An 18,365-nucleotide genomic window follows, 5' to 3' on the forward strand; every position below is an offset into this window, starting at 1 on the left:
TGGCTGCCTACGACGCGGCCCTTGGCCGTTGGGTCTTTCATCGCTCCTGGCGCTCGGTGCTCCAGGACTTCAACCCCGCCCATGGCAACCTGCTGTTGCTGGGGGTGATTGTGCTCAGCCTGTCCCCCCTGCTGGCCAGCACGCTGCGCCGGGCCCTTTAGATCATCTCCTCGGGCTGCACCCAGCGCTCGAACTCCTCGGCGCTGATCTCCCCCAACACCAGGGCCGCCTCCTTGAGGTTGAGGCCGTGCTGGTGGGCGTGCTTGGCGATTGAGCAGGCGCGGTCGTAGCCGATCGCCGGCGTGAGCGCCGTCACCAGCATCAGACTGCGGTCGAGCAACTCCTCGATGCGGGAGCTGTTCGCCTCCAGCCCCTCCACACAGAAGCTGCGGAAGCCCGTGCAGGCGCCCCGCAGCAGTTCGATGCTCTCGAGCACGTTGGCGGCGATCAGGGGTTTGAACACGTTGAGCTCGAAGTTGCCCTGGCTGGCGGCCAACTGCACGGCGGTGTTGTTGCCCATCACCTGCACCGCCACCATCGTCAGGCTCTCGCACTGGGTGGGATTCACCTTGCCCGGCATGATGCTCGATCCCGGTTCGTTCTCGGGCAGGATCAGCTCCCCCAGCCCGCAGCGGGGCCCGCTGGCGAGCCAGCGCAGGTCGTTGGCGATCTTCATCAGGCTGCCCGCCAGCACCGTGAGCGCCCCGTGCGTTGCCGCCAGGGCCTCCTGGCCCGCCAACGCCTGGAACTTGTTCGCGGCACTGGTGAACGGAAGCCCCAGGCGCTCGCTCAGCCGCGTTGCCACCGCCTCCCCGAAGCCCCGTGGGGCATTGAGGCCCGTGCCCACGGCCGTGCCGCCGATCGCCAGTTCGCGCAGGCGCGGCAGGCTCAGGCGCAGGCTCTCGAGCCCCAGATCCAACTGGGCCACGTAACCGGAAAACTCCTGCCCGAGGCTCAGGGGCACGGCGTCCTGGAGGTGGGTGCGGCCGATCTTGATGATCGTTGCAAATGCCTCGGCCTTGGTGTTCAGCGCCTCCCGCAGCGCCGCCACAGCCGGGATCAGGCGCTGCTCCAGCTCAAGGGCCACCGCCACGTGCAAGGCCGCCGGGAAGGTGTCGTTGCTCGATTGGCTCAGGTTCACATGGTCGTTGGGATGGACCGGCGCCTTGCTGCCGAGCACGCCGCCGCTGCGCTCGATCGCCCGGTTGGCGATCACCTCGTTGAGGTTCATGTTCGTCTGGGTGCCGGAGCCCGTCTGCCAGATGCGCAGCGGAAACTCCCCATCGAGCACTCCGGCGGCCACCTCCTCGGCGGCGGCGATGATCAGCGCCGCAAGCTTTTGCTCGAGCAGGCCTTGGGCCTGGTTCACCTCGGCGCAGGCGGCCTTGAGCTGGGCGAAGGCGTGGATAAGCGCCAGGGGCATCACGGCGCCGTAGGAGAAGAAGTGCAGCGAGCGCTGGGTCTGGGCGCCCCAGTAGTGCTCCGCCGGCACCTCCACCGGCCCGAGGCTGTCGCTTTCAAGGCGGGTCGCCATCAGCGCGCCGGAATGATTTCGCTGTTGAACTCGTTGAAGCTGCGCTCCATCGTCCCCTTGGGCCCCTGCGCGGCCGCCCGGCCCGTGGCCTTGGCCAGGGCGGCGTCGATGGCGTCGGTGTTGACCTGGCCGGCCGCATCGAACACCACCTTCCCTTGGGCATCGATCACCACCACCTGGGGAATTGTGCCCTTCCAGTAGTGGGCCGGATCGTTGGGACCGGTGTCGGGTCGGTTCTGGAGGTTGTCGGTGGTGAGGTAGATCAGCTCGGCGTTGGTCCCCCAGGTGCGCTGCAGCTCCGAGAGCACCGGGGAGAAGGTTTTGCTGGCACTGCTGTCATCGAGGTAGAAGGCCAGCACCACCGTGCGCTGGTCCGCCAGGGCCTGCTCCAGGCTGGTGCGCGGTGGCACCAGGGAGCCGTTGCCGGCGTAGAGCGAGAAGATGTTGCCATCGAAGCTGTCCGTGTCGCGGGCGGCGAAGGCGGCCGCTGCACCAGGGCCGATCACGAGCGCCAGCAGCAGGGCAAGGGCGGCCCCGAGGGCCAGCAGGCGGCGCAGGGACGGGCGGATCGGAGCGAGCAGGCGCAACAACGGGGTCGGTGGAAGGGCTGGCGCCATTGTGACCCCCCAGCTCTTCCGCTGCTGCCCCGCTTCAGCCCCGGCCGACGCTGCGGCCGAGGCCCTGGAGGATGCCCCGCCCCACCAGGCCGATGGCCCGGCCGATCACCTGGGTGAGCACCACCACCACCAGATTCCCCAGGCGCTGGACGACGGCCTGCAACTGGGGGGCCACGGCGTCGCGGGTTTCCAGCGCCAGGGTGACGGCCTGCTGCAGCCAGCCCAGTTGAGCCAGCTCCTGATCCCGTGGTTCGGTGAGCAGCAGCGGCGCGATCGCCCCCTGCTCCAGCCGGTAGAGCAGCCGCTGGCTCTCGTAGAGCTGCACCGGCCGCTGGAACCAGGAGGCCCAGCGTTGCTGGGCGTTCAACTGGTTGCGCAGGCGCTCCAGGTTGCGGGTGGCCAGCAGGTCGGTGGTGAGCAGGTAACGGCGCAGTTCAGGCCAGCTCCCGCAGCAGGCCAGCACCTCAGCGCTGATCAGTTCGGCGTTGCGGATCAGCCAGTTGCTCACCAGCATTTCCAGTTGCAGCAGCGCCTGGGGTTCATCCGGGGCCAGCAGGCGGCCGCCCACCAGCAGCGGCTGGGCCCTGAGCAGGGCGCCGAGCATCGGTTGGGCCTCCGGCAGTTCCGGATCGGCGCTGGCCAGTTCACTGCTGGCCTCGAGCGTGTCGGCCACCGCCAGCAGTTCCCCCAGCCGCGGAAGCTGCACGTAGGAGCCGGCCATCTGGCGCAGGGCGCTGCGGCGCAGTTCCGGCTGCAACTGATGCCAGTGGCTCAGCAGCTCCGGCTCGCCGGCCTCGCCCTGGCGCAGGCGCTCCAGCAGCTGATCGAATTGCTTGATCAGCCCCACCAGCAGGTCGCGGCGACGCTCGGGGCTGAGCCCTTCGAGCGCCAGCAGCTGGCCGGTGCGGTTGGCCAGGCCGGCTTCAGCGGCGCTGTTGAGCCGCTCCTGGATCGCCCGCCACACGCCGATCGCCGTGCGCTCCCGCAGGGTGATCGCCGTGCCCCCAGGGGGACGTCCTGGCTGATGTGAGCGGCAGCAGGGCCTGGCTGGGTTGGGCCGCCGCCCTCGCCACGGCCATCCCCCCAGGCCAGTACCACCGGGCCCCAGATCCAGAGCAGCAGCTGCCGCGCCGCCGCCAGCTCCCGCAGCCGCCCCTCCACCAGCAACTGCACCAGCACCGAATCAGGCGGCGGATCGAGGGCGAGAACGCAGCGCACCCGCTCGATTTCGATCTGCTGCAGGCCGCTCTGCAGCAGCCATTGGCCCAGACCCAGGGGCGCCGCCACCGGGGCCGGCCGGCTGGCGGATGGATGCAGGGCCACCACCCGGCCACCCCCCAGCAGGGTGGCGATCGCTTCAACCAATTCACTGGGTTCAGGGTCCTGCAGCAGACCCTGCACCGGCAGTTGCAGCAGCCAGTCGCTGGGGCAGCTCAGGGGGCTGGGCAGCAACAGCAGGCGCGGGCTCGGTTGCCAGCGTTCCTCCAGCCGCCGCAGCTCCGCCAGCAGATTCGCCGGCTCCACCGGGGCCACCAGCTGCCAGATCACCAGTTGCGGACAACCCTCCAGCTGCTCGGGCCGCTCCAGCAGCCGGTAGCCGCCGGGGCGTTCGCGCTCCAGGCGGCTGCGCAGCCCCTCGACCCACAGGGGCTCGGCGAAGACCAGCAGTTGGGGGCTTGGCTCGCTCGCGGCTTGGATCACGCGGGAACTCGCTCCGTAGGGCTCAAGGTACCGAGTGCGGCGCCGAACTTCCAGGGCTTCTAGGCCCGACGGCGACCATTGAGTTGGAGCGTGTAGGACTCGATCGTGAAGCCCGTGAGCGACTCGATCCGCGCCACCAGATCCGGCGGCAGCACCACGTCGAGGTCGTGGATCTCACCCGATTCGTTGCAGGTCAGGTGGCTGTGGGGGTCGCTGCGGTAGCCATACAGGCGCCCCGTCGCCCGATCCAGGCACTCGATCACCCCCGACGACTGCAGGGCTTCGAGGTTCTGATAGACGGAGGTGTGGCCGATGTTGCGGCCCAGGGTGTTGAGTTTCTCGAAGATGTCCCGGGCGCTCAGGTGGCTTTTCTCCTGCCAGAGCAGATCCAGCACCATGCGCCGCTGGCGGCTCAGGCGCATGCCCAGGTCGCGGCAGCGCTGGTAGGCCCCTCCACCCCAGGGGCGGTATGGCTGGATGGTTCGGCGAGGAGGGCCGTCACGGAGAAACAGCGGAGCGCTGGAGCCAATCTCCGTATGTTATAGGCCGCACCAGGCCGGGTCGTTCAGGCGATCGACGGCGGGATCGGATCCTGCAGCCTCGCCGGGCCGATCGCCGCCAGGGCTTCGCCCAGATCGACGCGGCCGTCGTAGAGCGCCCGGCCCACGATCACCCCCACCACCCCCAAGGGCTCCAGGCTGAGCAGGGAGAGCAGGTCGGCCAGATCGCCCACGCCGCCGGAGGCGATCATCGGCACGGAGCTGGCGCGGGCCATGCCGGCGAGGGCCTCCAGGTTGGGGCCCGCCAGGGTGCCGTCGGTGGCGATGTCGGTGCTGATGATCGCGGCGATGCCGCTGCCCGCCAAGCTCTCGGCCAGCTCGGTGGCCTCCACCGTGCTCGCTTCGAGCCAGCCCCTGGTGGCCACCTTGCCGTCTTTGGCATCGATGCCCACGACGATGCGGCCGGGATGGCGGGCCGCCAGCTCACGCACCAGCTGGGGTTGCTCCAGGGCCACCGTGCCCAGGATCACGCGATCGAGGCCGCAGGCCAGCAGTTCCTCGGCCCGTTCGGCGCTGCGCACCCCGCCCCCAGTTGCACGGGGATCGATAGGGCGGCGGTGATCGCCTTGATGGCGGCGTCATTGACGGGTTCGCCGCTGCGGGCGCCATCGAGATCCACCAGGTGGAGGCGCTCGGCCCCCTGGCGCTGCCATTCGAGGGCCTGGGCGACGGGGTCGTCGCTGAAGCGGGTCACCTGGTCGTAGTCGCCCTGGTGCAGGCGCACGCAGCTGCCCTCCAGCAGGTCGATGGCGGGAATGATCTGCATGCGGGGGCGTCCTCTGGCCCCATCTTCCCCGGCGGGGGCCAGGGGCCCCGGCTCGGGCTCCTGCTCAAGCCGCAACCAGCCCGGCCGCCAGCGCTCGGGATCCTTCAGCTCCGCCAGCGGCACCCAGAGCCGGCGGCTGCGGTCCAGCAGCGCCGCCAGCTCCAGGGCCCGCGCGGCTCCGCGGCCGCGTTCCCCCACCTGCTCGAAGTGGCGGCAGCCCAGCACAGGCGCCATGGCGGTCCAGGCGCGGGGCAAGCGGACGGGGCCTGGCAAGGGGGAGCAGTGGGAAGCGTGACGTCCATGCTGCAGGCGCGCTGGGCTGGTCTGCTCGGGCTGGCCCGGTTGGGCGGGCCGCTTGAATGACACCCCCTGCGCGCGCGGCCCGATGAAGATCCTGGTGATGGGGGCACGCGCTTCATCGGCAAGCCCCTGGTGACCCTGCTGGCCGAAGCCGGCCACGAGCTCACCCTGTTCACCCGCGGCCGGAACCCGGTGCCTTCGGGCCTGGAGCACCTCAGCGGCGATCGCGCCAACCCCGCCGACCTCGATCAACTCAAGGGGCGATCGTTCGAGGTGATCATCGACAGCAGCGGCCGCACCCTGCCCGACAGCTTCGCGGTGGTGGAGCGCACGGGTGCCCCCAGCCATCGCTTCGTGTATGTGAGTTCGGCCGGGGTCTACGCCGACAGCGAGCTCTGGCCCCTCGATGAAAACGCCCCCATCGACCCCGCCAGCCGCCATGCCGGCAAGGCCGACACCGAGGCCTGGCTGCGGGCCGAGGGCATTCCCTTCACCAGCTTCCGGCCCACCTACATCTACGGACCCGGCAACTACAACCCTGTGGAGCGCTGGTTCTTCGATCGCATCGTGCACAACCTTCCCGTGCCCCTGCCCGGCGATGGCCGCACGATCACCCAGCTGGGCCACGTGGAGGATCTGGCCACGGCGATGGCGCGCTCGATTGATGTGGAGGCGGCGGCCAACCGGATCTACAACTGCAGCGGCGCCCAGGGGTCACCTTCCGTGGGCTGGTGGAGGCGGCGGCCCGCGCCTGCGGGCGTGATCCTGAATCGGTGCAGATTCGCAGCTTCGATCCCGCCGGGCTCGAGTCCAAGGCGCGCAAGGCCTTTCCCCTGCGGCTCTCCCATTTCCTCACCGATGTGCACCGGCTGGAGCGGGAGCTGGCCTGGAGTCCGCGCTTCGATCTCGAGCAAGGCCTGGCCGACAGCTATGCCAACGACTACGCCCTGCGTTCGGGTGAGCCGCCGGATTGTTCCGCCGATGCGGCCCTGATCGGGGTCTGAGGCCGCCAACCCCCGGGGCAGGGGTTGGGGCGAGCGCATGGATCGCTACCGGCGTATCCCGCAGCCGCGTGATAAGACTTGGAGAGCCGATGGACTTCTGTCCCTTCCATGGAACTCGTGATCAGCCCCCTCAACGACAGCGTTCAGTTGGTCAAACTGACCGGCCGACTGGATGCCAAGGGGATCACCGAGATTGATCAGGACCTCACCGTGAGCCTGGTGGCGGCGGGTAAATCCGCGATCATCGATCTCTCCGATGTGACCTTCCTCGCCTCGATCGGCATGCGGCTGCTGATCTCCGCGGCCCGGGGCATCACGGCCAAGAACAAGCTGTTGGTGCTCTTGAGCCCCCAGCCCCTGGTGCGTGAAGCCCTCGTCACCGCTGGCTTCGACGCCCTGATCCCCATCCACGACGATCTTGAATCCGCCTCGTTGGCCCTTTCGGCGGCCTGACCCGTTCGCTCCAGCAGCCTTTGCGCGAGTGCCTTGGACGAGCTACGCCTTAACAACCATCTCGATGAGCTGGAGCGCCTGAGCGTCTGGGTCGCTGAGTGCGGTGAGAGGCATGCGTTCAGCGATCGCAGTGTGTTTGCCCTTGAATTGGTGCTCACCGAGCTGGTCACCAACATCATTGACTACGCCTTTCCAGCTGGCGGTGACCATGTGATCGCGCTCACGCTGCAGGCTGGCGATGGGGGCATCGATGTCACCGTTGCCGATGACGGTGAGGCCTACGATCCGACGGCGAATGAGGAAGTTCAGCTGCCGAGCCAGCTCTCCGATGCGCCGATCGGTGGATTGGGTGTTCACCTGGTCAAGCGCTATTGCGAATCATTCACCTATGAGCGCGAAGCCGACAGAAATGAGGTCAGACTGCGTCTTCTCGATACGGTAAAAGAAGCCTGAATGTGTTGTGGTGACATTTTTGGTGGTGCAGAGTTGGGTTTATTGGGACTGCCGGTGATCGGTCCTGCATTGGATACCCTGAGGCCATGGTGAGCAAGAAGCGTCCCAACCTTTCTCTGCTCAAGGCCATCCCCGATCTGATCCTGCTGGTGGATCGCGAGGGTTGTCTGCTCGCTTGCCTCGGCGGCCAGGATTCCGCGATTTCCTGGTTGCCGGCGCAGCCCGTGGGCCATCGCCTCGAAGGCCTGCTCCCCGCCGCCGCGGTGGCCAAGCTGCAGGAGGGAATTCTTCAGGTGCTGGACCATGGCGAGGGCTTGAATCTGGAGTTGGCCCTGGAGCCGGCGGAGGAGGCGCGTTGGCATGAGGTGCGCATCAGCCGCTGTGATCGTCAGGCCGCCCTGCTCTTGATCCGCGACATCAGCGCCGACCACCAGCGCCGCCTCGATTTACGCACCAGCGAGGAGAAATTCCGCGGACTGGTTGCCAATATCCCTGGCGCGGTTTATCGCTGTCTGGTGGATGAGCACTACACCATGCAATTTATCAGTGACAACATTGAAGTGATTTCGGGGTATCCCGTTTCTGACTTTATTGGCAATGAGGTGCGTTCCTACGGCAGCCTCATCCATCCCGAGGATCAACATTGGCTGGAATCGGCCAGGAACCATGCCCTGTTCATGCACCAACCCTTCTCCCTGGAATACCGGATCTCCCACAGGAATGGCAGCCAGCGCTGGGTGTACGAAAAAGGCCGCGCGATCTACAACGCCAAGGGCAAACCTGCCTCCATGGATGGTGCCATCTTCGACATCAGCGAGCGCAAGCAGGCGGAAGAAGATCTGCGCATCGCTGAGGAGAACTACCGCGAGGTGTTCCAGAAGAACCTCGAGGAGAGCCTGAAGCTCGAATACCTCCAGAAAGACCTCAAGGCCGCCAGTCAGATTCAGGCCAACATCCTTCCCCATGAGAAACCCCTGCTGCCCAACCACCCGCAGGTGGATGTGGCGGCGATCATCATTCCGGCCAAGGAAGTGGGCGGTGATTTCTTCGATGCCTTCCCCCTCGATGAGAGCACCATCTGTCTGACCGTGGGTGATGTGTCCGGCAAGGGCATGCCAGCGGGGCTGTTCATGGTCCGGGTCGTCACCTTGATCCGGCTGATGCTTACCCAGCCACTGCCGCTCGGGGCCTGCATCGAGTCGGTCAACCGCCACCTCTGCAGCGGCAACGACGATTTCATGTTCGCCACCGTGTTCATCGCCCTGTTTGATGTGAGCTCCGGCCAGCTCACCTACGTCAACGGCGGTCACAACCCACCCTTTCTGGCCTCCGAGCGGGGAGCCTTTGAACCCTTGATCAACTCCCACAAGGGCGTCGCCCTGGGCCTCAACGAACGGGCCAGCTTCGTGGCCTCCGAGTGCAGCCTCACTCCCGGTGATCGGCTGGTGATCTACACCGATGGGGTGAGCGAGGCGGAGGATCCCGACGGTGGTTTCTTCTCCGTCGAGCGCACGCTGGAGGTGCTCGATGGCCTCGACCCCGAGCTCTCGGCCGAGGCCAGCGTGGAGGCCCTGAACCAGGCGGTGTTCGCCTTCGCCCGCTCGGCCCCCCAATCTGACGACGTCACGATCCTGGGCCTGCGCTACGCCCCACGCAGGTAGCCCAGGGCCGAGCTCAGCGCCAGCAGCAGCGAGGGCCAGAACAACCACCAGCCCGCGCCATGGAGCAGCGTCGCCGCCGGCCCCGGCCAGAGCAGCAGCAGCAGCGAGCTGAACTGCAGCACGGTCTTGGTCTTGCCGCTCCACGAGGCCGGTGCGCCGTCACCCTGGCCGGCACGCCAGCCGGAGATCAGCAGCTCCCGCGCCAGCAGCAGCCACACCGCCCACAGGGGCAGCGCCCCGGTGCTGCCCAGCCACAACAGCGGGGCGCTGATCAGGATCTTGTCGGTGAGCGGATCCAGCCGCGCCCCCAGACCGAGCCGCCACCACTGCGGCGGGCCAGCCAGCCGTCGGCCCAGTCGCTCAGGCCCCCAGCAGCAGCAGCAGCCAGCCCAGCCAGAGTTGGCCGGCCAGCAGCGCCAGCAGCAGGGGCAGCCCCACCACGGCCCGCGCCACCGTGAGGCCATTGGCCGCTCGCCGCTGTAAGGAGGCCATCGGAGCTGAGGTCGCTTCCTGCGAGTCTGCAACCTGAGCCGGTTCACACCTGGCCGGGACGTCTCCTGGGCGGGGCGCTGACCTAGAAACAGCACAGCCACCGTTGCTGCCCATGGCCACCGAGACCCCCACCACCCAGCGGGTGCGTGATGTGATGAGTACCCCGGCCCTCAGCGTGCGCACCGACACCCCCTTACAGGAGGCGCTGACCCTGATGAGCGAGCGCCATTTCAGCGGGCTGCCGGTGCTCGATGGCGAGGGTCAGTTGGTGGGCGAACTCAGCGAACAGGATCTGATGGTGCGCGAGAGCGGTTTTGATGCCGGCCCCTACGTGATGCTGCTCGACAGCGTGATCTATCTGCGCAACCCCCTGCAGTGGGACAAGCAAGTGCACCAGGTGCTGGGCAGCACCGTGGGGGAAGTGATGACGGGAACCCATCCCCACTCCTGTGGCGCCGATCTGAGCTTGAGCGAGGCCGCCCGCCTGCTCCATGGCCGCAGCACCCAGCGCTTGTTCGTGCTCGATGCCGGCGGGCGCCTCGAAGGCGTGCTCACCCGCGGCGATGTGGTGCGGGCCCTGGCGGCGGAGTGAGTGGTCTTGGTTTCCTTGAGCATCGGCTCAGGGCGTTGATCACTGGGGCGGCGGCAGCTGCACCGGCGGCGGTGCCTGGGGCGCCGTTGTAGCGCTCTGGCTTGCGGGGGCTGGGCCTGCGGCGCCGGCGTGGTGGGTTCGGACCCAGGGGAGTTCGTCCCAGTGGGGGATTCCTGGCGAGGCTCCTCCGGCATGGTTGGCTCGCTGGTTTCCGGGCGCACCGCCTCCGGGTCGCTGGGCAGCTGCTGGCCCTCCTGCAGCACCAACGGTGGGGGCAGATCGGGGGGCAGCGGCAACTCCGTCGCCGCCGGTTGACCGAGGCTGGGGCTGTCCTGCTGCTGCCGTTCCCGGAGGGCCGTCGGGTCGGCGGTGATCGGCGGCTCCCGCAGGGGAGCCCCTGGCTGGGGGCCTTGCCACCTTTGGGCACCCGCGGCGCCCAGATCAGCCGCGCCAGGGGTTCGATTCCCTGCTCCACCAGCCGGTTGAAGCCCGCCAGGGCGCGATCCAGCAGCTGGCCGCCGAGGGTCTTGCCGCAGTCCAGTGGATTGCCGCAGTCCTGGGATCCCGGGTGGGGGGTGAGGCTGGCGAGCAGGTTGCCCTGCAGCGGCTGCCCGCGCTCGCTCAGACGCAGCATGAAGGGCACGTGAACGAAGCTGGTGGCACCGCCGCTGATCCAGTTGGCGTCCTGCTCGGAGAAGCCCTTCACGCCCGGAATGATGAAGCGGCTCTTGGAGGCGTGATCGGGCAAGTAGGCCGCCACCAGCCCCCGATCCCTGGCCACGGCGCGGGTCTGCTCCAGGGTGAGCCCGTCGCGGCTCATCAGCACCTCCAGCCGACCGTCCCTGCGCAGGCCGATCACCATGCGGATGCGCGGCAGGTAGTAGCGGATCTGCTGACCCATGCTGATGCTGTAGGCGCCCTTGTAGGCCTCTGGCGGCGACTCCAGGTCGTTGTAGAGGCTGTGCAATCCGCCGATGAAGGTGTCGTAGCGGTTGGCCCGCTCCGGGGTCAGCTCGCCGTAGCCGAAATCCACGTGGCCGTCGTGGCCGATGCCGATGAAGGCCCGCTGGCGGGAGGCGGTGCGGTTGCGGCCGCGCCAGACCCGCTCCCCCAGCTTGAGATCGCCCAGGGGCACGGTGATCTCCCGGCCGCTCTCGTTCACGTGCCGCTCGTACATCGGCCCGGAGATGTAGGCCAGGGCCGAGCTGTCGGCGAAGGCCTCCTGTTCGCGGTCCCAGCCCTCGAGCACGTCGATGCGCACCCGGCGTGGGTCGAAATCGAGGGCGAAGGCCTCCTTGTCAGGCTTGTAGCGGAAGGCCCCACCGCCCCCGACGGGGTTCCGTTGGCTGCTCGCGGCGGGCTTGTCCGTCGGCAGTGGCGGGGCGATCGCGATCAATCCCAGCAGGGCGGCCAGGGGCAGGCCGATCACCAGCCAACGCTTGCGGACCCGTGCGCGGCGCCGTGCCGCGCCCGCCGTTTGCCGACTCTGATCCGAAGCGTGGGCCGAGGCGTGTTCCGGTGAGCGGAGCTGCCGCGTCAAGTCATCACCTTGAGATAGGCCGGCCGCTCCCGGGTGGCGGCGATGCGGGCGGCCACGTGGGGATAGGGGCTCAGGTCGAGTTGCGGGAAAAACACCGGCAGGTAGGCCAGGTGCGACTCCAGGGCGCAGTCAGCCACGCCCCAGGCCTCCCCGACCAGGGGGTGCCCGCCGCCAGCAGCCGATCGAGCACCCCCATCAGCCGTGGAAATTCCGTTTCCCTGTTGCTGGTCACAAACAGGGCCGAGGACAGCGTGGCGTTGGCGAACAGCACCCACTGCTCCGCCAGGGCCCGCTGCTCGGGGCTGGCGAATTCGTGGCCGTAACGGTCGGCAAGGTAGAGCAGGATCGCGCCGCTCTCGAACAGCTGCAGCCGACCGCCTGCTGCTCCAACGGCGGCGTCATCGACGAGCACGGGCACCTTGCCGAAGGGGTTGAGGCTCAAGAACGGTTCCTGGCGGTGCTCACCGGCCGCCATGTCCAGCTGCTGCCAGTGGTAAGGAAGGCCCTTCTCTTCCAGGTACCAGGCGACCATCGTGGCCCGCGAACGGGCGCCGCCGTAGAGGGTGAGGCTCATGGCAAGAGAAGGGGCCAACCCCCATCCTGACGCCCAGAATCCCTGCATCCGGGGAGCATCGGTGACGGATGACACGCTGACCGCCACAGGGGCGAGCGAACCCTTCCTGCGCCTGGCCCCCTACCTGGTGGGGCGCGCCCGTCGGGGGGTGGTGGGCAGCAGTCGCTACGCGCTGGCCCTGCGGGACACCCTGCGCCAGGCAGCCAGCGATCCCACCGCCCGCGCCGTGCTGCTCTCCGGGGAACCGGGCCTGGAAAAAGACAACCTGGCGGCACTGATCCATTTCGGCTCCGCCGCCCGCAAGCAGCTGATGGTGCGCCTCGATGGCGGCCTGCTGCGGGGCGATGGCGTGGAGCTGTTCGGCAGCGCCAGCAGCGATGGCGAGGGTTCGCTGCTGATGAGCCTCGGGGCCGGCGCCCTGCTGATCGACAAGCTCGATCGGGTGGACACCGCCCTGTTGCCGGCGCTGCTGGAGCTGGCGCGCTCGGGCCGGTGGCGGGCGCCGGGGGAGGGGTCCAGCGAGCGGCTGTTCAGGGGCCGGGTCTTCTTCACCACCGAGTCGGCGATGCCGGCCTTTGATCGGGTCTGCACCCTGATCCGGGTGCCGCCCCTGCGCGTGCGCCGCCAGGACCTGGGCGAATGGTTGCGCTACGGCATCCGCCAGCGCAGCCGGGTGCTGGGTTGGAGCCAGCCGCCGCTGGTGCCGGAGGCGGTGATCAAGCGGCTGCAGAGCTACGACTTTCCCAACAACCTGCGCGAGTTGGAGATCGTGCTGGATCGGGCCCTGCGCCAGGCCCAGGCCACGCGTCCCGCCGTGCTGCCCGAAGACGTCTTCTGGACCGCCGGCCGCAGCCCGCGGTTGCGCTTCGACCTCTGGCGCTGGAAGCCAGCGCTGCGGGAGTGGATGCGTTCGCCCAGGCTCTGGAACGCGCTGCTGTTCGGCGTTGTCAGCTGGGTGTTCGTGCTCGTGAACCTCTGGCTCTGGCTCGGCCCGCAGGATCGCGCCCACAACGGTGGGCTCAATCTGTTCTGGGCCTGGTGGTGGCCCCTGATCCTGCTGGCCTACCCGCTGGTGGGGCGGCTTTGGTGCTCCTTCTGCCCATTCATGGTCTGGGGGGAGATCGTCCAGCGGCTGGCACGGCTTCTGGGCTGGGAACCGGCCCGCTGGCCCCGGGGCAACAGCGATGCCTGGGCCTCACCCGTGCTGGCGGCCCTGTTCGCCGCGATCCTGCTCTGGGAGGAGCTGGGTGACCTGGCCAACACCGCCTGGGCCAGCAGCACCCTGCTGCTGCTGATCACCGCCGGGGCGGTACTGGGCTCGCTGAGCTTCGAGAAGCGTTTCTGGTGCCGCTTCCTCTGCCCGGTGGGGGGCATGAACGGGCTGTTCGCGAAGCTCTCGATCCTGGAGTTGCGCGCCCAGGTGGGCACCTGCAGCGGCAGCTGCAGCACCTACGCCTGCTTCAAGGGCGGTCCCGCCGACGGCGAGGGCCTGGCCACCGCCGGCTGTCCGCTGGGCACCCACCCGGCCCACCTGGCCGATAACCGCAACTGCGTGCTTTGCCTCACCTGCGCCCAGGCCTGCCCGCATCGCTCGGTGCAACTGAGCCTGCGGCCCCCCGCCGCCGACCTGCACAAGGAGATGGCGCCCCCGGTCGGTGAGCCGGGCCTGATGCTGGTGCTCGCGGGCGGAGTCTGCCTGCACCATTGGCAGCGGCTGCTGGGCTGGTTGCCCCTGGCGCCGGAAAGCCTGCAGACCGGCCCCTGGCTGCCGCGGCTGGCCTTCGCCGGCCTCGCCCTGGCGCTGCCGGCCCTCCTGCAGCTGCTGCTGGCTCCGCTGGTGCCATGGGAGCGGCGCAAGCTGGCCCTCTACGGCCTGTTGCCCCTGCTCTGGGGGCTGATGCTGGCCCGCTTTCTGCCCCTGGGGATGGCCGAAGCCGGCCAACTGCTGCCCGTGACGTTCTCGCCCCTGGGGGATTGGGCGGGCCAGCTTCCCGCCTGGAGCGCCGATCCGCACGTGATCGGCTTCTGCCAGTCCGTGGCCCTGCTCACCGGGGTGTTGGGCTCCCTGGCGCTGCTGCGGCGCTTGCTGCCGGTGGCCCGGGCCTTCTGGTGGGGCTCGGCGGCGGCGCTGCTGCTGGGGGCCTCGGGCCGTTGGCTGGTGGCTCAGTAGCTGCGGCAGAGCCGGGCGATGTCGGAGTCTCGGTAGAGGGGCCGGCTGCCGTCGGGGGCGCCGGGATCCAGCTTCTGGTTTTTGGTGAGCAGGTTGGCCTCGCCGAGGCGGTTGCCCAGCTGGATGTGCTCCAGACCGCTGCTGCTGCGCCAGCGCAGGCAGGTCTGCAGGTTGGCGTCGGCCCGGGCGGCGCTGGCTGCGCACAGCGCCCCGGCGAGCAGGGCTGGGGCGATCAGGGCTGCGGGCACCCAGGGTCTTGGGCCGTGCCTGGGTCGGGGGAGTTGTGCCATCGCCCCATCCTGGCCAGCGGCAGGGCCACGGCAGGGATAATCAGCACATCGCGGCAACCCCATTGATGACCATCGCCCTGTTGATCGCCCTGGCCGGTTCGCTGGTGCTGATGGGCTTCATCGTGCGCCGGCTGGAGCGCGGCTGACGGATTCAGCCCATGGCTGTGGATGAAGGGGTCGGCTTCAAGTGCCTGGGCTTTTTCTAGCGTGGTGGTGATCCCTGAATGGGCTTTGCCATGCACACCCACGACCTGGAGAACCACGACAACCTCTACGCCGATGAGGGAATGACCCTGATCGGTGAAACCAACCTTGATGCCCAGAACCATGCCCTGCTGGCCATCGGCGCCATGGTGGGCCTGCTCACCCTGTTGGGGAGCTATCTGATCGTTTATGCCGACTGAATCGGCTCAACGGCTCATCGCCAGCATCCGCTCGATCGGTGCGAGCGCCCGCAAACGCAGGGCTTCGTCGAGTTCGATCGCCGGGGAGAGGGTCTCCAGGCAGCGCCAGAGTTTCTCAAGGGTGTTGAGCCGCATGTAGGGGCAGGCATTGCAGCTGCAGCCATCGGCGCCGGGCACTTCAAAGAATGGCTTGTGGGGCACGCGGCCACGCATGCGGTGCAGGATCCCCGGCTCGGTCAGCACGATGAAGCTGCTGGCCCCGCTGGTTTCGGCCCGCTGCAGCAACTTGCTGGTGGATCCGATGAAATCGGCCAGATCCAGCAGGTGCTGCTGACATTCCGGGTGGGCGATCACCTCCGCCTCGGGGTGCTCCAGCTTCAGGCGCAGCAATGCCTCTTCGCTGAAGGCTTCGTGCACCAGGCAGCTGCCGGGCCAGAGGGTGAGCTCGCGGCCGCTGTTGCGCGCCACCCAGCGACCCAGGTTCTGGTCGGGGGCGAACAGGATCGGCCGATCGGCGGGCAGCTGACGCACCAGCTCGACGGCGTTGCTGCTGGTGCAGATCAGGTCGCTCTGGGCCTTCACCGCCGCCGAACAATTGATGTAGCTCACCACGATGTGGTCCGGGTGCTGGGCGCGGAAGGCGGCAAAGCCGTCGGCGGGGCAGGCGTCCGCCAGGGAGCAGCCCGCCTCCAGATCCGGCAGCACCACGGTCTTGCTGGGATTGAGGATCTTGGCGGTTTCGGCCATGAAGTGAACGCCGCAGAAGGCGATCACATCGGCGTCGGTGCTGGCGGCCCGGCGGGCCAGTTCCAGGGAGTCGCCCACCAGGTCGGCGATGTCCTGAATCTCGGGCGACTGGTAGTAGTGCGCCAGGATCACGGCGTTGCGGCGCTTCCGCAGCCCATCGATGGCCGCTGTCAGATCGGCGGGGGCCGCGCGGCGATGGCTGCCGTCAGTACCAAGGTCGACCTCAATTAGGCCAGGATGACCCCAGCCTAGGAAAACGGGTTGCCCGTCCAACGCCTCGCCATCGCCGGAGACCTGCATGGGCAGTGGGATGGCAGCGATGTCGAGCTGCTGGCCCAGTTGGCGCCCGATGCCCTGCTGGTGGTCGGTGACCTCCACAACGGCCAGCAACGCATCGCCGCCAGCCTCGGCAAACTTTCCCTGCCGTTGGCCTGCATCCTCGGCAACCACGACACTGGCCGCGATGCTAGCGGCCGCACTCTGCAGCGCCAGCTTGACCATCTGGGGGATCGACACTGCGGCTGGGGGCGTTGCCAGCTGAATCCGCCCGGCCTGGCCGTGGTGGGGGCCGCCCCTGCAGCCCCGGGGGCGGCTACCACCTCTCCGATCCGGTGCGGGCGATCTGGGGGCCCGTGAGCCGGGAGGAGTCCACCGAGAGGATCCTCTCGGCGGCCCTCGCCGCCCCGCTGGAGGCGCCTCTGGTGTTTCTGAGCCATGCCGGCCCCAGCGGGCTGGGGAGTCTGGCCACCGACCTCTGCGGCCGTGATTGGAAGAGCCCCGCCCGCGACTGGGGTGATCAGGATCTGTCCGAGGCGATTGCCCAGGTGCGCCGCCATCGCCCCCTGCCGCTGGTGGTCTTCGGCCACATGCACCACCGCCTCTGGCTGGGCCAGGGGGAGCGCCGCAGTTTCCAGATCGATCGGGGCGGCACCGCTTACCTCAATGCGGCCTCGGTACCCCGCCACGGCACCGATGAGCAGGGGCGGCGGTTGCGGCACTTCTCCTGGGTCGAACTCAGTGATGGCGCCCTGCTGCATGCCAGCCACCGCTGGTATGGGCTCGATGGCCGGCTTCTCTACCAGCAGCGGCTCTACCAGCGGGCGCCCCATCCAGAACCAGCCCTTCAAGCCGCGGTGCGGTGCTGATCTACGCCTGCGTGAGCGGCCATGGGTTTGGCCACGGCTCACGCACCGCTTCGGTGCTCATTGCCCTGCGCGCGCTTCGGCCCGATTGGCACCTGGTGGTTTCCTCCACCCTGCCGGAGGCGTTCCTGACCACGGCCCTGGAGGCGGCCCGGGCCATCCCCGGTGCCGGGCGGATCGGGCGCCGCCTCTGCCGCTGGGATGTGGGGGTGGTGCAGGCCGATGCCCTCGGGGCCGATGCACCGGCCACCCTGGTGGCCCTCGAGGCGCTGGAACGGCAGCTGAGCGCCACACTCGCGGCGGAGGTTGCCTGGCTGAGCGATCAGGGGGAGGCGGTGCTGGTGCTGGCTGATGTGCCCCCGGCGGCGGCGCAGCTGGCCCGGGCCCTGGGGGCGCCCCTGGCCTGGCTGGCGAATTTCGGCTGGGAGGCGATCTACGGCGCCATGGGTCCCGCCTTTGCCCCCTGGGCGGAGGCGGCCCTGGGCCTCTACCGCCAGGGGGATCTGCTGCTGCGCTGCCCCTGGCGATGCCGATGGACTGGGACCTGCCGGCGCTGGCCCTGGGGCTCACCTGCGGCACGCCGCATCTGGACGCCGGCGCCCTGCGTCGCCAGCTGGGGTTGCCGGAGGACCCAGGCCGCTGCGTGCTGGTGAGCTTCGGGGGCCTGGGCTTTCAGCTTGATCCGCAGGTTTTCGCCACCTGGGGCGAACACGAGTTCGTGGTGGCGGACCCAGGCTTCGATCCCGCCGCGGCGCCGGCCAACGTCCGCGCCCTGCCGGCGGGGGTGCGGCCCCTGGAGCTGATGCCGCTCTGCGACCGCCTGATCACCAAGCCCGGCTACAGCAGTTTCTGCGAAGCCCTCAGCCAGGATGTGGGCCTGCATGTGGTCCGCCGGGAGGGGTTTGCCGAGGCCGCCGTGCTCGAGCGGGCCCTGGTGCACCATGGGCGCCACCGGCTCTTGAGCCAGACGCAGCTCCAGCGGGGCGACTGGCAACTGGATCAGCCGCTGCTGGCCCCCAGCGGGCCGAGGCTGCAGAACGATGGCAGCGCTCAGGCCGCAAAAGCACTGGTGGCACTGGCCTCTGGGCAGCCAGCCATGTTGATCGGCACAGGGACAGTTGGGCTGTCAAGCGATTGATCAGCAGTGCCGATGATTGAGTGAATGGGTGTTCGTGAATTCTGAACTGAATTCATGGTGCAATCCAGTGAGGGTCGTGTTTTGAATTCATTTCTGTAGTCGTGATAACAAGTGGACGGTTATTCGACTGGCACTATCAAGAACTCGTTTGGGGCGATCTTTCGACAAATTGGCGCAGTCGAATTTCTATTGCTATTGCTTCGCGATTCCTGATCGAGCCATTCAGA

General features: G+C 68.5%; 19 protein-coding genes and 5 pseudogenes. 12 read left to right on the top strand and 12 right to left on the bottom strand.

Annotated features, from left to right (window positions below):
• Positions 1-157: 157 nt before the first annotated feature.
• The 7 genes and pseudogenes from fumC to AAF143_RS11350 form a co-directional block, all read right to left on the bottom strand.
• Entirely contained in the window at positions 158-1,534 is a 1,377-nt protein-coding gene (gene fumC, locus AAF143_RS11320) for a class II fumarate hydratase (protein ID WP_255007309.1), read from the bottom strand.
• Complete coding sequence (locus AAF143_RS11325; protein WP_414027054.1) at positions 1,534-2,121, bottom strand: thylakoid membrane photosystem I accumulation factor; 588 nt, start codon at positions 2,119-2,121, stop codon at positions 1,534-1,536. The genes fumC and AAF143_RS11325 overlap by 1 nt, the downstream gene beginning before the upstream one ends.
• Before the next feature lie 64 nt (positions 2,122-2,185).
• On the bottom strand, positions 2,186-2,872 hold the full coding sequence (locus AAF143_RS11330) for a DUF3685 domain-containing protein (RefSeq protein ID WP_414027493.1): 687 nt from the start codon (positions 2,870-2,872) through the stop codon (positions 2,186-2,188).
• 116 nt (positions 2,873-2,988) lie between these two features.
• Positions 2,989-3,852, bottom strand: a complete 864-nt coding sequence (locus AAF143_RS11335; protein ID WP_414027055.1) for a hypothetical protein — start codon at positions 3,850-3,852, stop codon at positions 2,989-2,991.
• 59 nt (positions 3,853-3,911) lie between these two features.
• Positions 3,912-4,274 carry a Fur family transcriptional regulator gene (locus AAF143_RS11340; protein WP_255007726.1) on the bottom strand — a complete coding sequence of 121 codons (363 nt, stop codon included), beginning with the start codon at positions 4,272-4,274 and terminating at the stop codon, positions 3,912-3,914.
• A 143-nt stretch (positions 4,275-4,417) separates the two neighbouring features.
• Positions 4,418-5,178: pseudogene (hisA, locus tag AAF143_RS11345) on the bottom strand (1-(5-phosphoribosyl)-5-[(5-phosphoribosylamino)methylideneamino]imidazole-4-carboxamide isomerase).
• A 135-nt stretch (positions 5,179-5,313) separates the two neighbouring features.
• Positions 5,314-5,412 (bottom strand): annotated as a pseudogene (locus tag AAF143_RS11350) (hypothetical protein); the annotation flags it as partial.
• A gap of 135 nt (positions 5,413-5,547) precedes the next feature.
• Here AAF143_RS11350 and AAF143_RS11355 point away from each other — a divergent pair.
• The 4 genes and pseudogenes from AAF143_RS11355 (at position 5,548) to AAF143_RS11370 (ending at position 9,049) form a co-directional block, all read left to right on the top strand.
• Positions 5,548-6,482 (top strand): annotated as a pseudogene (locus AAF143_RS11355) (NAD-dependent epimerase/dehydratase family protein).
• Positions 6,483-6,590: 108 nt separating this feature from the next.
• Positions 6,591-6,935 carry an STAS domain-containing protein gene (locus tag AAF143_RS11360; protein WP_255007316.1) on the top strand — a complete coding sequence of 115 codons (345 nt, stop codon included), beginning with the start codon at positions 6,591-6,593 and terminating at the stop codon, positions 6,933-6,935.
• Between the two features lie 33 nt (positions 6,936-6,968).
• Positions 6,969-7,388 (top strand): ATP-binding protein, encoded by a 420-nt coding sequence (locus tag AAF143_RS11365; protein WP_255007317.1) that lies wholly within the window; start codon positions 6,969-6,971, stop codon positions 7,386-7,388.
• Between the two features lie 86 nt (positions 7,389-7,474).
• Positions 7,475-9,049 carry a SpoIIE family protein phosphatase gene (locus AAF143_RS11370; protein WP_255007320.1) on the top strand — a complete coding sequence of 525 codons (1,575 nt, stop codon included), beginning with the start codon at positions 7,475-7,477 and terminating at the stop codon, positions 9,047-9,049.
• Here AAF143_RS11370 and AAF143_RS11375 read toward each other — a convergent pair.
• Positions 9,031-9,541 (bottom strand): annotated as a pseudogene (locus AAF143_RS11375) (CDP-alcohol phosphatidyltransferase family protein). The gene AAF143_RS11370 and the pseudogene AAF143_RS11375 overlap by 19 nt on opposite strands.
• A 112-nt stretch (positions 9,542-9,653) precedes the next feature.
• Between AAF143_RS11375 and AAF143_RS11380 the strand changes: the two are divergent.
• Complete coding sequence (locus AAF143_RS11380) at positions 9,654-10,133, top strand: CBS domain-containing protein (RefSeq protein ID WP_255007324.1); 480 nt, start codon at positions 9,654-9,656, stop codon at positions 10,131-10,133.
• Here AAF143_RS11380 and AAF143_RS11385 read toward each other — a convergent pair.
• Positions 10,093-11,673 carry a hypothetical protein gene (locus tag AAF143_RS11385; protein WP_414027056.1) on the bottom strand — a complete coding sequence of 527 codons (1,581 nt, stop codon included), beginning with the start codon at positions 11,671-11,673 and terminating at the stop codon, positions 10,093-10,095. The genes AAF143_RS11380 and AAF143_RS11385 overlap by 41 nt on opposite strands.
• Positions 11,670-12,247, bottom strand: a pseudogene (locus AAF143_RS11390) (glutathione S-transferase family protein). Before AAF143_RS11390 ends, AAF143_RS11385 begins: the two are co-directional and overlap by 4 nt.
• 61 nt (positions 12,248-12,308) lie before the next feature.
• Between AAF143_RS11390 and AAF143_RS11395 the strand changes: the two are divergent.
• Positions 12,309-14,417: a 4Fe-4S binding protein gene (locus AAF143_RS11395; RefSeq protein ID WP_255007327.1), complete on the top strand. Its 2,109-nt coding sequence runs from the start codon at positions 12,309-12,311 to the stop codon at positions 14,415-14,417.
• On the opposite strand, the gene AAF143_RS11400 is transcribed toward AAF143_RS11395, so the two are convergent.
• Entirely contained in the window at positions 14,411-14,665 is a 255-nt protein-coding gene (locus AAF143_RS11400) for a hypothetical protein (RefSeq protein ID WP_414027057.1), read from the bottom strand. The two genes, AAF143_RS11395 and AAF143_RS11400, sit on opposite strands and share 7 nt — an antisense overlap.
• A gap of 8 nt (positions 14,666-14,673) precedes the next feature.
• Between AAF143_RS11400 and AAF143_RS11405 the strand changes: the two genes are divergently transcribed.
• Both AAF143_RS11405 and AAF143_RS11410 read left to right on the top strand, forming a co-directional pair.
• Positions 14,674-14,853 (top strand): hypothetical protein, encoded by a 180-nt coding sequence (locus AAF143_RS11405; protein WP_414027058.1) that lies wholly within the window; start codon positions 14,674-14,676, stop codon positions 14,851-14,853.
• A 90-nt stretch (positions 14,854-14,943) separates the two neighbouring features.
• Positions 14,944-15,111, top strand: a complete 168-nt coding sequence (locus AAF143_RS11410; protein WP_255007332.1) for a hypothetical protein — start codon at positions 14,944-14,946, stop codon at positions 15,109-15,111.
• 6 nt (positions 15,112-15,117) lie between these two features.
• On the opposite strand, the gene nadA is transcribed toward AAF143_RS11410, so the two are convergent.
• Complete coding sequence (gene nadA / locus AAF143_RS11415; protein WP_414027494.1) at positions 15,118-16,086, bottom strand: quinolinate synthase NadA; 969 nt, start codon at positions 16,084-16,086, stop codon at positions 15,118-15,120.
• Positions 16,087-16,119: 33 nt separating this feature from the next.
• On the opposite strand from nadA, the gene AAF143_RS11420 reads away from it, so the two are divergent.
• Genes AAF143_RS11420 through AAF143_RS11435 form a run of 4 tightly spaced genes read left to right on the top strand, consistent with a single transcriptional unit; the run spans position 16,120 to position 18,138 of the window.
• On the top strand, positions 16,120-16,494 hold the full coding sequence (locus AAF143_RS11420; protein ID WP_414027059.1) for a metallophosphoesterase: 375 nt from the start codon (positions 16,120-16,122) through the stop codon (positions 16,492-16,494).
• Positions 16,470-17,003, top strand: a complete 534-nt coding sequence (locus tag AAF143_RS11425) for a TIGR04168 family protein (protein WP_414027060.1) — start codon at positions 16,470-16,472, stop codon at positions 17,001-17,003. The genes AAF143_RS11420 and AAF143_RS11425 overlap by 25 nt, the downstream gene beginning before the upstream one ends.
• Positions 16,997-17,653 carry a hypothetical protein gene (locus AAF143_RS11430; RefSeq protein WP_414027061.1) on the top strand — a complete coding sequence of 219 codons (657 nt, stop codon included), beginning with the start codon at positions 16,997-16,999 and terminating at the stop codon, positions 17,651-17,653. Before AAF143_RS11425 ends, AAF143_RS11430 begins: the two co-directional genes overlap by 7 nt.
• Positions 17,620-18,138: a hypothetical protein gene (locus AAF143_RS11435; protein WP_414027062.1), complete on the top strand. Its 519-nt coding sequence runs from the start codon at positions 17,620-17,622 to the stop codon at positions 18,136-18,138. Before AAF143_RS11430 ends, AAF143_RS11435 begins: the two co-directional genes overlap by 34 nt.
• Positions 18,139-18,365 lie beyond the last annotated feature (227 nt).

The organism is Cyanobium sp. ATX-6F1, assembly GCF_047395825.1.
In the GTDB taxonomy this organism is placed as follows: domain Bacteria; phylum Cyanobacteriota; class Cyanobacteriia; order PCC-6307; family Cyanobiaceae; genus ATX-6F1.

Coding starts and splice junctions, on each gene's coding strand:
- AAF143_RS11340 (WP_255007726.1), bottom strand. CDS start 4,274: ATGCGCCTGAGCCGCCAGCGGCGCATGGTGCTGGATCTGCTCTGGCAG.
- AAF143_RS11360 (WP_255007316.1), top strand. CDS start 6,591: ATGGAACTCGTGATCAGCCCCCTCAACGACAGCGTTCAGTTGGTCAAA.
- AAF143_RS11370 (WP_255007320.1), top strand. CDS start 7,475: ATGGTGAGCAAGAAGCGTCCCAACCTTTCTCTGCTCAAGGCCATCCCC.
- AAF143_RS11410 (WP_255007332.1), top strand. CDS start 14,944: ATGCACACCCACGACCTGGAGAACCACGACAACCTCTACGCCGATGAG.
- AAF143_RS11380 (WP_255007324.1), top strand. CDS start 9,654: ATGGCCACCGAGACCCCCACCACCCAGCGGGTGCGTGATGTGATGAGT.
- AAF143_RS11330 (WP_414027493.1), bottom strand. CDS start 2,872: ATGGCCGGCTCCTACGTGCAGCTTCCGCGGCTGGGGGAACTGCTGGCG.
- fumC (WP_255007309.1), bottom strand. CDS start 1,534: ATGGCGACCCGCCTTGAAAGCGACAGCCTCGGGCCGGTGGAGGTGCCG.